The organism is Micromonospora sp. NPDC007208, assembly GCF_042869175.1.
GTDB classification, from domain to species: domain Bacteria; phylum Actinomycetota; class Actinomycetes; order Mycobacteriales; family Micromonosporaceae; genus Micromonospora; species Micromonospora foliorum.
Window position 1 is genome coordinate 100,377 of the sequence record NZ_JBIAFG010000006.1, and the last position, 14,666, is coordinate 115,042.

A 14,666-nucleotide genomic window follows, 5' to 3' on the forward strand; every position below is an offset into this window, starting at 1 on the left:
CGCTCCCTCAGTTGCCGGTCGTGAAACCGGTGATGTCGCCCACCCGGGCCAGCGAGGCGTGTGCTGCCGCCACGATCCGGTCGGGGGTGAACCCGAACTGCTCGAAGAGCACGGTGTGCGGGGCGCTCGCTCCGTAGTGCTCCAGGCTCACGCTCTCGCCCAGGTCACCGACGATGCCGCGCCAGGACATCGCGATGCCCGCCTCCACGCTCACCCGTGCCTTTACCCCGCGTGGGAGCACCGACTCCCGGTACGCCTCGTCCTGCTCGTAGAACCACTCCTGGCAGGGCATCGAGACGACCCGGGTGGGGGTGCCGTCGGCCTCCAACCGCTCCCGGGCGGTCAGGCAGAGCTGCACCTCGGAACCGGTGCCGACGATGATCACCTGAGGCTTGCCGTTGGACGCCTCGGCCAGCACGTAGCCGCCCTTGGCCACGCCCTCCGCGCTGCCCAGGACGTCGCGGTCCATGGTCGGCAGCGGCTGACGGCTCAGCGCCAGCGCGGTGGGCCGGTCGGTGTGCTCCAGCGCCTGCCGCCAGGCCCAGGCGGTCTCGTTGGCGTCCGCCGGACGGACCACGTCCAGGCCCGGGATGGCGCGCAGCGCCGTCAGGTGCTCCACCGGCTGGTGCGTCGGGCCGTCCTCGCCGAGGCCGATCGAGTCGTGCGTCCAGACGTAGGTCACCGGCAGCTTCATCAACGCGGCCAGCCGCACCGACGGACGCATGTAGTCGCTGAAGACCAGGAACGTGCCGCCGTACGGGCGGGTGCCGCCGTGCAGGGCGATGCCGTTGAGGATCGCGCCCATGGCGTGCTCACGGATGCCGAAGTGCAGCGTGCGCCCGTACTCGTGGCCGGGGAAGTCCTTGGTGGCGTGCGCGGCCGGGATGAACGACGGCTCGCCCTTCATGGTGGTGTTGTTGCTCTCGGCCAGGTCGGCCGAGCCGCCCCACAGCTCCGGGAGCACCGGCGCGAGCGCCTCCAGCACCTTGCCGGAGGCGGCCCGGGTGGCCACCCCCTTGGCGTCCGCGGGGAAGACCGGCAACGCGTCGGCCCAGCCGTCGGGGAGTACGCGACCAGCCAACCGCTCGTAGAGCGCGGTGCGCTCCGGGTTGGCCTTCTTCCAGGCGTCGAACGCGGTGGTCCACTCCTGCTCGGCGGCGGAGCCGCGGCCCATCACCGTGCGGGCGTGGCTGAGCACCTCCTCGTCGACCTGGAAGGTCTGCTCCGGGTCGAAGTCGAGGATCCGCTTGGTGGCCTTCACCTCGTCGGCGCCGAGCGCCGAACCGTGGATCTTGCCGGTGTTCTGCTTGTTGGGCGCGGGCCAGCCGATGATGGTGCGCAGCGCGATGAAGGAGGGGCGGGTGGTCTCCGCGCGGGCCGCCACCAGCGCGGCGTACAGCGCCTCGGCGTCCTCGTGGTAGTCGCCCTGGTCGGCGTCGCCGCTGCGCCAGTCGACGGTCTGCACGTGCCAGCCGTACGCCTCGTAGCGGGCGGCCACGTCCTCGCTCTTGGCGATCCGGGTGTCGTCCTCGATGGAGATCTCGTTGTCGTCGTAGACCACCGTGAGGTTGCCCAGCTGCTGGTGCCCGGCGAGGGCGCTGGCCTCGTGGCTGATGCCCTCCTCGATGTCACCGTCGGAGACGATGCACCAGATGTTGTGGTCGAAGACCGACGCGCCGAGCTCGGCCTCGGGGTCGAACAGGCCGCGTTCGCGGCGGGCCGCCATGGCCATGCCGACCGCGTTGCCCAGACCCTGCCCGAGCGGGCCGGTGGTGGTCTCCACGCCCGGGGTGTGCCCGTGCTCGGGGTGCCCCGGCGTCTGCGAGCCCCACTGCCGCAGCGACTTCAGGTCGCCGAGGCTCAACGGGTAACCGGAGAGGAACAGCTGGATGTAGAGCGTCAGGCTGGAGTGCCCGGCGGAGAGGACGAACCGGTCGCGGCCGGGCCAGTTCGGGTCGGCCGGGTTGTGCCGCATGACGCGGTTGAAGAGGAGGTACGCCGCGGGCGCGAGGCTCATCGCGGTGCCCGGGTGGCCGTTGCCGGATTTCTCTACGGCGTCCATGGCCAGCACGCGGACGGTGTCTACGGCCCGGCGATCGAGGTCGGACCAGTTCAGTGCGGAGTGCTCGGGTCGTTTAACAGCCACGATGGTTGTGCTCCTCGGCAGATGGGCGGAACCCTCACCGATGACCTTATCGAGCGTCCCTAAACGTGCGCCCAGGGATCTGTGCATGGTGTGCGCTACGTGACCATCCGGATGCTCGGTTCAACCCGGTGGTGTGACGGCCCGCACCGTTGTCGGGTCGGCCGGGCAGCCAAAACGACGACGCGTAGTGTGTGGGTCGGTATGCGGACCTTTGCGGTCCCGACCGATCCGATCTCCCCGTGCCCGATGCCGGAAGGTGGCAATCCGTGAGCATGATCACCGAGCGCCCCGCGAGCAACCCGGCCGGGCCACACCCGGCGCGGGCGGCCGAGGGCCCGGTGGCCCGGCGGGACGTACGCGCGGTCATTTCGGCGTACGTGGCGCTCACCAAGCCGCGGATCGTCGAGTTGCTGCTGGTCACCACCATCCCGGCGATGATGCTCGCCGAGGGCGGGCTGCCGTCGCTGTGGCTGATGGCCATCGTGCTGATCGGCGGCTCGCTCGCCGCCGGCGCGGCCAGCGTCCTCAACTGCTACATCGACCGTGACATCGACCAGCTGATGCGGCGTACCAAGCGTCGGCCGCTGCCGGCGCACACCGTGTCGCCGCGAAGCGCGCTGATCTTCGGTCTGGTGCTGGCGGTGGTGTCGGTGGCCCTGATGGCGGCGTTCACCAACCTGCTGGCCGCCGGGCTGACCCTCGCCGCGATCGCCTACTACGACCTCGTCTACACCCTGTGGCTCAAGCGCTCCACCCCGACGAACACCTTCTGGGGCGGCGCCTGCGGGGCGGCACCGGTGCTGATCGGGTGGGCGGCGGTGACCGGCTCGCTGGCGCCGGCCGCCTGGGGGCTCTTCGCGGTGGTCTTCTTCTGGCAGATGCCGCACTTCTACCCGCTCGCCATGAAGTACAAGGACGACTACGCCCGGGCCGGCATCCCGATGCTGCCGGTGGTGGCCTCGATCCGCCGGGTGAACGCCGAGATTCTGATCTTCGCGTGGCTCACCGTGCTCACCTCGCTGGCCGTCTGGCCGCTGGGGCTCAGCGCGATCTACGGGGTGCCGACCCTGGTGGTGGGGGCCATCTTCGTGGTCGAGGCACACCGGCTCTGCCGGCGCGCGACGCGCGGCGAGGCGGTCAAGCCGATGCGGCTGTTCCACTGGTCGACGACGTACCTGACGATCGTCTTCGTGGCCGTCGCGCTCGACGCGCTGATCTGACCCGTCCCGCGCCCGGCTCTGCTCTTTGAATTTGGCTCTGCCTTTGGGTTTGGCTCTGCCCTTCCGGTCTGGCTCTGCTTTCGGGTCTGGCTCTGCTCTTTGTGTCTGGCGCGACGCCATCGCCCGTCGGCTTTCTGCTGGCTTGTCGGCTTCCGCGCCGCGGCTCTGCTTGGCGGTCCCACCGCCGCCCGTCGGCTGGTGGCCGAGGGTTGGTGCCGATGATCTACTGACTAATCATGGACGTGGATGAGTTGTCCGGGTTTAATGTCACATCAGAGTAACTTTCGGCATGAGTCGGATCGGCTCAACTCGGGGTGGTTCGGGAGCGATTTGCCGACGCACTTTGAGCGTAAAAGTCCTGTTATAACCGGACAGTTAACCTGTGCTTGTCCTTAAACCCGTAGGTAATTGGCATCACAAAAGGTTCATGGTTCTCGCCCCACGGGGTGCAACTCTGCTTAGGCTTCGCGTCATGGCAGATGGTTCCGATACGACGCTGACGGCCGAGCAGACCGCCGGCGAGCAGGCGCCCCAAGGCCTGGTCGCGGGCCTCAAGGCGTTCGCGGCCGGACACGGCGGCGCGAAGGCGGTCATCGAGTACGTCGGCAAGCGTGGGGCGCGGATCGTCCTGGTGGGTTCCGACGGTGAGTGGGGCGACCAGTTCGCCGACGACACCGTCACCGCCCGGGAGGCGTGCGCCCAGGCGGGAGTCACCGTCGAGAACGCCTGGGAGCGTGAACTGATGGACCAGATGCGTCCGAGCAACGACCTCTGGCGGTCGATGGCTCGCCGCACGATGGCCCGCTGAATAGACAGCTGAATTGACCACACATCACCAGTCGACCCGGGGGGAACCCCGGGTCGCTCTCGTCACCTGCGCCGACCTGGCCGACCTCGACCCGGACGACCGGCTGGTCCTCGCCCCACTCGCCGCCCGTGGCGTCGCCGTGCAGACCGTGATCTGGGACGACCCCGACGTCGACTGGTCGTCCTACGACCTGGTCGTGCTCCGCTCACCCTGGGACTACGCGCTACGCCGCGACGAGTTCGTGTCCTGGGCGGCCACCGTTCCGGCGCTGCTCAACCCGGCCGAGGTGGTCCGCTGGAACACCGACAAGCGCTACCTCGCCGAGCTGACCGCCGCCGGGGTGCCGACCGTGCCGACGTCGTGGATCGAGCCGGGGGAGAGCTGGCAGCTGCCCGCCGAGACCGGCGAGTACGTGCTCAAGCCCGCGGTCAGCGCCGGCAGCCAGGACACCGGCCGGTACGACCTGGCCGACCCGGAGCACCGGGACCTGGCCACCGCACACGTTCGCCGGCTCTCCGAGGCCGGTCGGGTGACCATGGTCCAGCCGTACCTGCGTGCCGTCGACACCGAGGGCGAGACGGCCCTGCTCTTCCTGGCCGGCCCGGAGGGGCTCGCGTTCAGCCACGCGATCCGCAAGGGTCCGATGCTGTCCGGGCCGGACCTCGGCCCGGACGGGCTCTACAAGGCCGAAGAGATCACCGCCCGCACCGCCCGCCCGGAGCAGCTGGCGGTGGCCGAGCAGACCCTCGCGACGGTGCCCGGCGGCACCCGACAGTTGCTCTACGCCCGAGTCGACCTGATCCCCGGCCCGGACGGCGAGCCGGTCCTCGTCGAGCTGGAGCTGACCGAGCCGTCGCTCTTCATCGGGTACGCGGACGGCGCCCCCGACCGCCTCGCCACCGCCATCACCACCCACCTCGCCCGCAACGCCTGACCCCGATAGCGAGCGCCACCCCGAACGGCCGTCCGCCCCACCGTGCGCGACCCCGCGCCACCGCGCGCGACCGTGCGTGGCCCCGCGCGACCGTGCGTGGCCCCGCGCCACCGCGCCACCGCGCCACCGCGCCACCGCGCCACCGCGCCACCGCGCCACCGCGCCACCGCGCCACCGCGCCACCGCGCCACCGCGCCACCGCGCGCGGCCCCGCGCCGCCACCGTGCCACCGCGCGCGGCCCCGCGCGACCCCGCGTCCGTGTCGCCGTGCCGCCGGCAAGATCGCGCAACATCCTGGTTGTAGTGGTATCGGCGCCTCGACCATGCCACTACATCTTGGATCGAGCGTGATCTTGGTGGCCGTCGGCGCCCAAACCCGGGTCGCGGTCTCCCGGGGAGCGGATCCGTCGCCAAGATCCGCGCAGAATCGGGGATGTTGCTGCCTCTCGCGTGTCGGAGGCAGCAACATCGGGGAAGTTGCGGAGATCTTGGCGCGGGGCGCGGGGCGCGGGGCGCGGGGCGCGGGGCGCGGGGCGCCCAGGGCGGGCCGGGGCCCGCAGGGCGGGGCGGCCAGACGGTGACGCGGGGCTCGGGGCGGCCAGGCGGTGACGCTGGGCGGCCAGGCGGCCGGGCGGTCAGGCGGCCGGGCGGCCGGGCGGTCAGGCGGCCGGGCGGTCAGGCGGCCGGGCGGTCAGGCGGTGACTGGGACCGGGGCGGCGGCGTCGGTCGGGGTGGCCTGGGGGGCCGGCGCTACCGTGCGGCGTTCCCGGGTGGACCACTGCACCGACAGGGCGGCCAGCAGCACCAGGCAGGAGCCGAGCATGTGTGCGCCGACCAGGAGCGCCGGCACGTGGGTGAAGTACTGCACGAAGCCGATGAGGCCCTGACTCAACTCCACGGCGACCAGGATGATCGCGGCCCGAGTTGCCTGCCGCGCACCGACGGCGCGGAACGCGAAGATCAGCGCCACCGAGAGGCCGATCAGCAGGAAGACCCCGTCGGCGTGCACCTGGGAGATCGTCTCCGGGTCGAGGCCGTTGCGGGCGGCGCCGTGGTCGCCGGCGTGCGGGCCGCTGCCGGTGACCCAGGTGCCGACGACCAGCACGGCGACGGTGACGCCGGTGGTGACCCGGGCCAGCGCGCGCAGCGGTGTGGGCACCACGGCCACGGTCGGGCCGTCGGGGTCGCCGATGCGTCGCCAGAGGGCGTACGCGGCGGCGATCACGGCCATCGAGGCGAGGAAGTGCAGCCCGACCACCCACGGGTTGAGGTTGGTGAGGACGGTGATGCCACCGATCACCGCCTGGGCGGGGATGCCCAGGAAGACCGCGACGGCCAGCGCGAGGAGCCCGGGTCGGCGGGGCCGGTGCAGCAGGACGGCCAGCACGGTGGCCAGCGCGATGAGACCCACCGCGAAGGTCAGCATCCGGTTGCCGAACTCGATCACCCCGTACACGCCCATCTCGGGCGTGGTGACGTAGGAATCGTCGGTGCACCGGGGCCAGGTGGGGCAGCCGAGGCCCGAGGCGGTCAACCGGACGGCCCCGCCGGTCACGACGATGCCCACGTTCGCGATGATCGAGGCGAGCGCCAGGCGGCGCAGCAGGATGCCGGAGACCGGACGGACGATTCGGTTCACGGCGCAAATCCTACGCACCGTAGTGATCGAGGTTCGTCCGACTCTGCCGGCTCGGTGGTTCGGATCACCGGGGCCCGGGTTTGCGACCCTCCGGGTAATTACGTAACGTTGGCGTTGTGAAAAACGCGGCGGCGCTCTCCGGGCACCAACCGACGGCCGTACCGGCCCTCGGTGCGTCCGTTGCCGCGCCCGCCGTGACCACGTCGGCCGGCCTCGCCGGGCCGGCGGCGGCCGAGATCTCCACCCGGGATCGGGTCACCCAGTTGCTGCTGGAGCAGGGTGCCACCACCGCCGCGCAGCTCGGCGCGGCGCTCGGGCTCAGCCCGGCGGCGATCCGCCGGCACCTGGACGCGATGCTCGCGGACGGTGACGTGTACGCCCGCGAGCAGACCGTGCAGGGCAGTCGCGGTCGGGGTCGCCCGGCCAAGGTGTTCCTGTTGACCGAGGCCGCCCGGGTCCGCTGTGGCACACACCACTACGACAACATGGCCACCGCCGCGCTGCGCTGGATCGCCCGCAGCGGCGGTTCGGACGCGGTCGAGGCGTTCGCCACCGAGCAGGTGTCCGCTCTCGAGTCCCGCTGTCGGACGGCCATGGAGGACGCCGGCGACGACCCTCTCGCCCGAGCCGAGGCACTCGCCGCAGCGCTCACCGCCGAGGGTTACGCTGCCAATGCGACCACGATCGCCTCCGGCGGGCAGCTCTGTCAGCACCATTGCCCGGTGGCGCACGTGGCCGCCGAGTTTCCCCAGCTGTGCGAGGCCGAGACCGCGGTTATCTCCCGTCTGGTCGGCACCCACGTGCAGCGTCTGGCCACCATCGCGCACGGCGACGGGGTGTGCACCACGCACATCCCGACCCAGCCGGGCCGCGCTCAATCCGGTAATCCCGTCACCACTGTGAGGACAGATAGATGACCGAGCAGATCGTCCAGCCCCTGACCCAGGAAGAGCAGCTCGCCGCCCTGGGCCGGTACGAGTACGGCTGGTCCGACCCGGACGCCGCCGGGGCGGTCGCCCAGCGCGGCATCAACGAGGCGGTGGTTCGGGACATCTCGGCCAAGAAGAACGAGCCGGCGTGGATGCTCGACCTGCGGCTGAAGGGCCTGCGGCTGTTCGGCCGTAAGCCGATGCCGGCCTGGGGCGCGGACCTCACCGGGATCGACTTCGACAACATCAAGTACTTCGTGCGGTCGACCGAGAAGCAGGCCACCAGCTGGGAGGACCTGCCCGAGGACATCAAGAACACCTACGACCGGCTGGGCATCCCGGAGGCGGAGAAGCAGCGGCTGGTCGCCGGTGTCGCGGCGCAGTACGAGTCGGAGGTCGTCTACCACAAGATCCGTGAGGACCTTGAGGAGCAGGGCGTCCTCTTCCTGGACACCGACACGGCGCTGCGCGAGCACGAGGATGTCTTCAAGGAGTACTTCGGCACGGTGATCCCGGTCGGCGACAACAAGTTCGCCGCCCTGAACACCTCGGTGTGGTCCGGTGGCTCGTTCATCTACGTGCCGAAGGGCGTGCAGGTCGAGATCCCGCTGCAGGCCTACTTCCGGATCAACACGGAGAACATGGGCCAGTTCGAGCGGACGCTGATCATCGTCGACGAGGGTGCGTACGTGCACTACGTCGAGGGCTGCACCGCGCCGCTCTACTCCTCCGACTCGCTGCACAGCGCGGTCGTGGAGATCATCGTCAAGAAGAATGCGCGCTGCCGCTACACGACCATCCAGAACTGGTCGAACAACGTCTACAACCTGGTCACCAAGCGCGCCGTCTGCCACGAGGGCGCGACCATGGAGTGGGTCGACGGCAACATCGGCTCCAAGGTGACCATGAAGTACCCGGCGGTCTACATGACCGGCGAGCACGCCAAGGGCGAGGTGCTCTCGGTGGCGATGGCCGGCGAGGGTCAGCACCAGGACGCCGGCGCCAAGATGGTGCACGCCGCGCCGCACACCTCCTCGACCATCGTGTCGAAGTCGATCGCCCGTGGCGGCGGCCGCACCTCGTACCGGGGTCTGGTGCAGGTGCTGGAGGGTTCGCACCACAGCCGGAGCACGGTCAAGTGCGACGCGCTGCTGGTCGACACCATCTCCCGCTCGGACACCTACCCGTACGTCGACATCCGTGAGGACGACGTGTCGATGGGCCACGAGGCGACCGTCTCCAAGATCAGCGACGACCAGCTCTTCTACCTGATGAGCCGGGGCCTGAGCGAGGACGAGGCGATGGCCATGATCGTGCGCGGCTTCATCGAGCCGATCGCCAAGGAACTCCCGATGGAGTACGCGCTGGAGCTCAACCGCCTGATCGAGCTTCAGATGGAGGGCGCGGTCGGCTGACGCCGCCGCTCCCCGTGGCGGGCCGAAACCTCGGTCCGCCACACCCGGCCCCAACTCGTCGTCACGGAACAGACAGACCAAGGAAGACATGACTACCCAGGCTTCCGCGCCGCCCAGCACCAAGTCGCAGGCGCTGCGCTCGTACGACGTCGCCGACTTCCCGGCCCTCACCGGCCTGGAGGAGGAGTGGCGTTTCACCCCGCTCAAGCGCCTCCGCGGCCTGATAGGTGAGGCGCCGGCCGCGACCGGCGCGGTCCGACACGAGTACGGTGACCTGCCCGAGGGCGTCGCCATCACCCGGGTCGGCCGTGACGACGAGCGGATCGGCAGCGTGCTGACCCCGGTCGACCGGGTCAGTGCGCTGGCCTACGGTGCCGCCGCCGACGCCCTGCTGCTGCGAGTGGCCCCCGACGTGGTGCTCGGCGAGCCGGTGCGGCTGCGGGTGGTCGGCGAGGGCGTCGAGCAGCCGTCGTTCGGTCACACCTTCGTCGAGGTGGGCCGGTTCGCCGAGGCGACAGTGGTGCTGGAGCACGTCGGTTCGGCCACGCTGGCCGACAACGTCGAGGTCGCCGTGGCCGACGGCGCGAAGCTGACGCTGGTCACGATCGCCGACTGGGCCGACGACGCGGTCCAGGCCCAGCACCTGAAGATCAAGCTGGGTCGGGACGCCAGGGTCATCCACATCCAGGTATCCCTGGGTGGCGACCTGGTCCGGCAGTTCACCAGCGTGGAATACACGGGTCGGGGCGGCGAGGCCGAGCTGTACGGCGTCTACTTCGCCGACTCCGGCCAGCACCTGGAGCACCGGCAACTGGTCGACCACTCCGTTCCGGACTGCCGCAGCTACGTCGGCTACCGGGGCGCTCTGCAGGGCGAGAGCGCGCACACCGTCTGGGTGGGCGACGTCCTCATCCGGGCCGAGGCGACCGGCACCGACACGTACGAGATCAACCGGAACCTGCTGCTCACCGACGGCGCGCGGGCGGACTCCGTACCCAATCTGGAGATCGAGACCGGCGAGATCGCCGGCGCCGGCCACGCCAGCGCGACCGGCCGCTTCGACGACGAGCAGTTGTTCTACCTGATGGCCCGGGGCATTCCGGAGAGCGAGGCCCGCCGGCTGGTGGTCCGCGGCTTCTTCGCCGAGCTGATCAACAAGATCCCGGTGGAGCCGCTGCGCGAGAGCCTCGGCGACGCGATCGAGGCCCGGCTGACCAAGGCGGGCGCCTGATGATCCGCATCTGCTCCACCGAGGACGTGCCGAAGGGCACCGCGATCAGCGCGGACGTCGACGGCACGCCGATCGCCCTGGTGCACGGCGAGGACGGCGGCTTCTACGCCGCGTACGACGAGTGCTCGCACGCCTCGGTCGCGCTCTCTGAGGGTGAGGTCGACGGCTGCACGCTCGAATGTTGGCTGCACGGCTCGCGCTTCGACCTGCGCACCGGCGAGCCGACCGGCCTGCCCGCCACCGAACCCGTCCCCGTCTACCCCGTCGAAGTCCGCGACGGCGACATCTACCTCAGCCTGACGCCGAGTAATGGAGTGACCCGATAATGAGCACCCTGGAGATCCGCGACCTGAAGGTGTCGGTCAAGCTGCCCGAGGGTGAGCTCAAGCCGATCCTGGCCGGCGTCGACCTGACCGTGAAGTCGGGTGAGACCCACGCGATCATGGGCCCGAACGGTTCCGGCAAGTCCACCCTGGCGTACTCGATCGCCGGTCACCCCAAGTACGAGATCACCGGCGGCACGGTGACCCTCGACGGCGAGGACGTGCTGGCCATGACGGTCGACGAGCGCGCCCGCGCCGGCCTCTTCCTGGCCATGCAGTACCCGGTCGAGGTGCCCGGCGTCTCGGTGGCGAACTTCCTGCGGACCGCGAAGACCGCCATCGACGGCGAGGCGCCGAAGCTCCGCACCTGGGGTGGCGAGCTGCGCGGCGCGATGGAGCGCCTCCAGATGGACCCGGCCTTCGCCCAGCGCAACGTCAACGAGGGCTTCTCCGGTGGTGAGAAGAAGCGGCACGAGATCGTCCAGCTGGAGCTGCTCAAGCCGAAGATCGCGATCCTCGACGAGACCGACTCCGGTCTCGACGTGGACGCGCTGCGCGTGGTCAGCGAGGGCGTCAACCGCGTCCGCGACAACGGTGACACCGGCGTGCTGCTGATCACCCACTACACCCGGATCCTGCGCTACATCAAGCCGGACTTCGTGCACGTCTTTGTGGCCGGCCGGATCGTCGAGCAGGGTGGCCCGGAGCTGGCCGACAAGCTTGAGGCCGAGGGCTACGAGCGGTACGCCGCCGGGGCCGGCACGGCCAAGGCCTGAGCGGGAGAGGCGCTGCCGAGATGACCAGCATCGCGATCCCTTCGGGGATGCCGCAGTACGACGACGTGCCGCGTTTCGACGTGGCCCGGGTGCGCGCCGACTTCCCGATCCTTGGTCGGGAGATCAACGGGCACCCGCTGGTCTACCTCGACAGCGCCAACACCTCGCACAAACCGCGTCAGGTGCTCGACGTGCTCGACGAGCACTACGCGCGGCACAACGCAAACGTGTCGCGCTCGGTGCACACCCTGGGCACCGAGGCCACCGAGGCGTACGAGGGGGCGCGGGCGAAGGTCGCCGCGTTCATCAACGCGCCGAGCACCGACGAGGTGGTGTTCACGAAGAACTCCACCGAGGCGATCAACATCGTGGCGTACGCCTTCTCGAACGCCTCGCTGCGCCCGGACGCCGACAGTCGTTTCCGGCTCGGTCCGGGTGACGAGGTGGTGATCTCCGAGATGGAGCACCACTCGAACATCGTCCCGTGGCAGCTGCTCTGCGAGCGGACCGGCGCGACCCTGCGCTGGTTCCCGGTCACCGACCAGGGGCGGCTGGACGAGTCGGGCCTGGAGGATCTGGTCACCGAACGGACGAAGATCGTCTCGCTGGTGCACATGTCCAACATCCTCGGCACGGTCAACGCCACCTCCCGGATCACCGCGCGGGTCCGCGAGGTGGGCGCGCTGCTGCTGCTGGACTGCTCGCAGTCGGTGCCGCACCTGCCCATCGACGTGGTCGACCTGGACGCCGACTACATCGTCTTCACCGGCCACAAGATGTGCGGTCCGACCGGCATCGGCGTGCTCTGGGGTCGGGGCGAGTTGCTGGCGGCCATGCCGCCGGTCTTCGGCGGCGGCTCGATGATCGAGACGGTCACCATGGCCCGCTCGACGTTCGCGGCGCCACCGGCCCGCTTCGAGGCGGGCACCCCGCCGATCGCCGAGGCGGTCGCGCTCGGTGCGGCGGTCGACTACCTGACCGGCATCGGGATGCAGGCCATCCAGTGGCACGAGAAGGAGCTGACGGCGTACGCGCTGGACGCTCTCGGCTCGGTGCCGGACCTGCGGATCTTCGGCCCGACCGTGCCGGTGGGCCGGGGTGGCACCATCTCGTTCGCGCTGGGTGACGTGCACCCGCACGACGTGGGTCAGGTGCTCGACTCGCTCGGCGTGCAGGTGCGGGTGGGTCACCACTGTGCCAAGCCGGTGTGCAGCCGGTTCGGCGTCCCGGCCATGACCCGGGCCTCGTTCTACCTCTACACCACCACCGAGGAGATCGACGCTCTGGTGGCCGGTCTGGAGCAGGTGCGGAAGGTGTTCGACTGATGCAGCTCGACCAGCTCTACCAGGAGATCATCCTGGACCACTACAAGCGCCCGCACGGGCGTGGCCTCCGCGACGCCGACGACTCGGGTGACCGGGTCGCGGAGGCGCACCACGTCAACCCCACCTGCGGTGACGAGGTCACCGTCCGGGTGGCCACCGACGGCACGGTGCTGCACGACATCTCGTACGACGGGATGGGCTGCTCGATCAGCCAGGCCTCGGCGAGCGTGCTGCACGAGTTGCTGCGCGGTCGCGGCGCCGGGGAAGCATTCGAGGTGCACGAGGCGTTCGTGGAGTTGATGTCCGGACGTGGCCAGGTCACGCCGGACGAGGACGTGCTCGGTGACGGGGTTGCTTTCGCGGGCGTGGCCCGTTACCCCGCCCGGGTCAAGTGCGCGCTGCTGCCGTGGATGGCGTTCAAGGACGCCGCGGCACGCGCCGGTGTGGGCGTGAGCCCGGAGGTGAAGGCGTGAGCCAGCAGCGAGCGAAGGACACCGTGGTGCCCTGTGGCATCACGAAGCGATGCGGAGGGACGGCATGAGCGAGAACACCGCTACTGAGGCGACGCCGGAGGCCGGTGACACCGCCGTGGTGCCGCAGACCGACGCCGCGACGACCGACGGCACCGGTGACGCCGTCGCCCCTGCGGGCGGCGTCAGCAAGGCCATGATCGCCGACATCGAGGAGGCGATGAAGGACGTCGTCGACCCGGAGCTCGGCATCAACGTGGTCGACCTGGGTCTGGTGTACGGCGTCCACGTCGACGACGAGAACGTCGCCACCCTGGACATGACGCTCACCTCGGCGGCCTGCCCGCTGACCGACGTCATCGAGGACCAGACCCGGCAGGCGCTGACCACCGGCCCCGGCGGCGGCCTGGTCAACGACATCCGGATCAACTGGGTGTGGCTCCCGCCGTGGGGCCCGGACAAGATCACTGACGAGGGTCGGGACCAGCTCCGTTCCCTCGGCTTCAACGTCTGACCCGACTCCGTTCCACCCTTGTCGAGCGCGGTGCCCGTTTGGGCGCCGCGCTCGATCTGTTTGCCGTCGACGTGAATCAGTAGTGGAACGGATCGTTCCGGTCTGCTAGTCTGATTCCAGAACGGAGCGGAACATTCCGTTCTCAGGTGGGCGGAGTCGCTCACCTGACGGGGTCGGCGGAGAGGGTCGGGACAATGGGTGACTTGGCAGCTGGACAGTGGCGGATCGTGCTCGACGAGGCGCACAAGGCGCTCCGGACGACCGCCGAGGGAATCCCGGTCGACGCCTGGGACCTGCCCACCCCGTGCGAACGGTGGACGGTCACGCAGGTGCTCCAGCACGCGACCGGCGACCAGATCGCCTTCGCGGCGGCGATCGTCGGCGGGGAGGGGCCGACAGAGGACCCGTTCGCGCCCTCCGGTCGGATCGAGGGCGACAAGCTGACCGGGCTGCGCGCCGCCCTCGACGCGTCCGCCCGTGCCTGGGCGGGCGTCGCCGACGACGACCCGCAGGTACGGACGCCGCTGCCCCTGGGTGCGCTGCCGGCCCAGGTGGGTGCCGTCGCGTGCGCCCTCGACGCGGCGGTGCACGCCTGGGACATCGCAGTAGCCACGGGTCAGCCGTCCCCGCTCCACGACGACCTGGCCCGCCCCCTGCTGGAGGTCGCCCGGCAGATCGTCGAGCCGTTGCGGAACTATGGCGCGTACGCCCCGGCGCTCGACGCCGGTGCGGAGGCCGACGACGTCAGCGCCCTGCTCTCCTACCTCGGCCGCGACCCCCAGTGGCCCGGAGTGCGGCTCTGATCGGTCGGCCGACCCCCGCCCCGCGCAAGATCGCGCTCGATCATTGAAGTAGTGGGCGCGGGGGGGGGGGGGGGGCCCCACATACGGGGTGGGGCGGGGCCGTGGGGGGGGGTGGCCCCCCCCCCCCCCCCCC

General features: G+C 70.4%; 14 protein-coding genes. 12 read left to right on the forward strand and 2 right to left on the reverse strand.

Going from position 1 to position 14,666, the window contains the following annotated elements; all coding sequences use genetic code 11:
* Positions 1 to 7: 7 nt before the first annotated feature.
* The gene (gene tkt, locus ACFYL6_RS14665; protein ID WP_387171329.1) at positions 8 to 2,146 is read right to left on the reverse strand and encodes a transketolase; all 2,139 of its coding nucleotides are present in this window, start codon (positions 2,144 to 2,146) and stop codon (positions 8 to 10) included.
* Between the two features lie 266 nt (positions 2,147 to 2,412).
* Here tkt and ACFYL6_RS14670 point away from each other — a divergent pair, with 266 nt between their 5' ends.
* From ACFYL6_RS14670 to ACFYL6_RS14680, 3 genes are all read left to right on the forward strand, one after another.
* A complete protein-coding gene (locus ACFYL6_RS14670) occupies positions 2,413 to 3,366 on the forward strand; it encodes a heme o synthase (protein ID WP_238659753.1) in 954 nt (317 codons plus the stop codon).
* A gap of 472 nt (positions 3,367 to 3,838) precedes the next feature.
* Positions 3,839 to 4,174: a hypothetical protein gene (locus ACFYL6_RS14675; protein ID WP_387171331.1), complete on the forward strand. Its 336-nt coding sequence runs from the start codon at positions 3,839 to 3,841 to the stop codon at positions 4,172 to 4,174.
* A gap of 13 nt (positions 4,175 to 4,187) precedes the next feature.
* Complete coding sequence (locus ACFYL6_RS14680) at positions 4,188 to 5,108, forward strand: RimK family alpha-L-glutamate ligase (protein WP_387171333.1); 921 nt, start codon at positions 4,188 to 4,190, stop codon at positions 5,106 to 5,108.
* 691 nt (positions 5,109 to 5,799) lie between these two features.
* Here the strand turns inward: ACFYL6_RS14680 and ACFYL6_RS14685 are convergent.
* Entirely contained in the window at positions 5,800 to 6,765 is a 966-nt protein-coding gene (locus ACFYL6_RS14685; RefSeq protein ID WP_387171335.1) for a heme A synthase, read from the reverse strand.
* Between the two features lie 98 nt (positions 6,766 to 6,863).
* Here ACFYL6_RS14685 and ACFYL6_RS14690 point away from each other — a divergent pair, with 98 nt between their 5' ends.
* The 9 genes from ACFYL6_RS14690 to ACFYL6_RS14730 all read left to right on the forward strand — a co-directional run bounded on the left by ACFYL6_RS14690 (position 6,864) and on the right by ACFYL6_RS14730 (position 14,533).
* Positions 6,864 to 7,664 carry a helix-turn-helix transcriptional regulator gene (locus ACFYL6_RS14690; protein WP_387171337.1) on the forward strand — a complete coding sequence of 267 codons (801 nt, stop codon included), beginning with the start codon at positions 6,864 to 6,866 and terminating at the stop codon, positions 7,662 to 7,664.
* Positions 7,661 to 9,091, forward strand: a complete 1,431-nt coding sequence (sufB, locus tag ACFYL6_RS14695; RefSeq protein WP_091403689.1) for a Fe-S cluster assembly protein SufB — start codon at positions 7,661 to 7,663, stop codon at positions 9,089 to 9,091. Before ACFYL6_RS14690 ends, sufB begins: the two co-directional genes overlap by 4 nt.
* A gap of 88 nt (positions 9,092 to 9,179) precedes the next feature.
* Positions 9,180 to 10,322: a Fe-S cluster assembly protein SufD gene (gene sufD, locus ACFYL6_RS14700; RefSeq protein ID WP_387171339.1), complete on the forward strand. Its 1,143-nt coding sequence runs from the start codon at positions 9,180 to 9,182 to the stop codon at positions 10,320 to 10,322.
* On the forward strand, positions 10,322 to 10,648 hold the full coding sequence (locus ACFYL6_RS14705; RefSeq protein WP_091403693.1) for a non-heme iron oxygenase ferredoxin subunit: 327 nt from the start codon (positions 10,322 to 10,324) through the stop codon (positions 10,646 to 10,648). The genes sufD and ACFYL6_RS14705 overlap by 1 nt, the downstream gene beginning before the upstream one ends.
* On the forward strand, positions 10,648 to 11,421 hold the full coding sequence (sufC, locus tag ACFYL6_RS14710) for a Fe-S cluster assembly ATPase SufC (RefSeq protein ID WP_112677399.1): 774 nt from the start codon (positions 10,648 to 10,650) through the stop codon (positions 11,419 to 11,421). The genes ACFYL6_RS14705 and sufC overlap by 1 nt, the downstream gene beginning before the upstream one ends.
* A 20-nt stretch (positions 11,422 to 11,441) precedes the next feature.
* On the forward strand, positions 11,442 to 12,746 hold the full coding sequence (locus ACFYL6_RS14715) for a cysteine desulfurase (RefSeq protein ID WP_387171342.1): 1,305 nt from the start codon (positions 11,442 to 11,444) through the stop codon (positions 12,744 to 12,746).
* The gene (sufU, locus tag ACFYL6_RS14720; protein ID WP_387171343.1) at positions 12,746 to 13,219 is read left to right on the forward strand and encodes a Fe-S cluster assembly sulfur transfer protein SufU; all 474 of its coding nucleotides are present in this window, start codon (positions 12,746 to 12,748) and stop codon (positions 13,217 to 13,219) included. Before ACFYL6_RS14715 ends, sufU begins: the two co-directional genes overlap by 1 nt.
* Positions 13,220 to 13,283: 64 nt before the next feature.
* Positions 13,284 to 13,730: a metal-sulfur cluster assembly factor gene (locus ACFYL6_RS14725; protein ID WP_387171345.1), complete on the forward strand. Its 447-nt coding sequence runs from the start codon at positions 13,284 to 13,286 to the stop codon at positions 13,728 to 13,730.
* Between the two features lie 203 nt (positions 13,731 to 13,933).
* The gene (locus ACFYL6_RS14730) at positions 13,934 to 14,533 is read left to right on the forward strand and encodes a TIGR03086 family metal-binding protein (protein ID WP_387171347.1); all 600 of its coding nucleotides are present in this window, start codon (positions 13,934 to 13,936) and stop codon (positions 14,531 to 14,533) included.
* Positions 14,534 to 14,666: the final 133 nt, after the last annotated feature.

Coding starts and splice junctions, on each gene's coding strand:
- sufB (WP_091403689.1), top strand. CDS start 7,661: ATGACCGAGCAGATCGTCCAGCCCCTGACCCAGGAAGAGCAGCTCGCC.
- ACFYL6_RS14725 (WP_387171345.1), top strand. CDS start 13,284: ATGAGCGAGAACACCGCTACTGAGGCGACGCCGGAGGCCGGTGACACC.
- sufC (WP_112677399.1), top strand. CDS start 10,648: ATGAGCACCCTGGAGATCCGCGACCTGAAGGTGTCGGTCAAGCTGCCC.
- ACFYL6_RS14715 (WP_387171342.1), top strand. CDS start 11,442: ATGACCAGCATCGCGATCCCTTCGGGGATGCCGCAGTACGACGACGTG.
- sufD (WP_387171339.1), top strand. CDS start 9,180: ATGACTACCCAGGCTTCCGCGCCGCCCAGCACCAAGTCGCAGGCGCTG.
- sufU (WP_387171343.1), top strand. CDS start 12,746: ATGCAGCTCGACCAGCTCTACCAGGAGATCATCCTGGACCACTACAAG.
- ACFYL6_RS14705 (WP_091403693.1), top strand. CDS start 10,322: ATGATCCGCATCTGCTCCACCGAGGACGTGCCGAAGGGCACCGCGATC.
- ACFYL6_RS14675 (WP_387171331.1), top strand. CDS start 3,839: ATGGCAGATGGTTCCGATACGACGCTGACGGCCGAGCAGACCGCCGGC.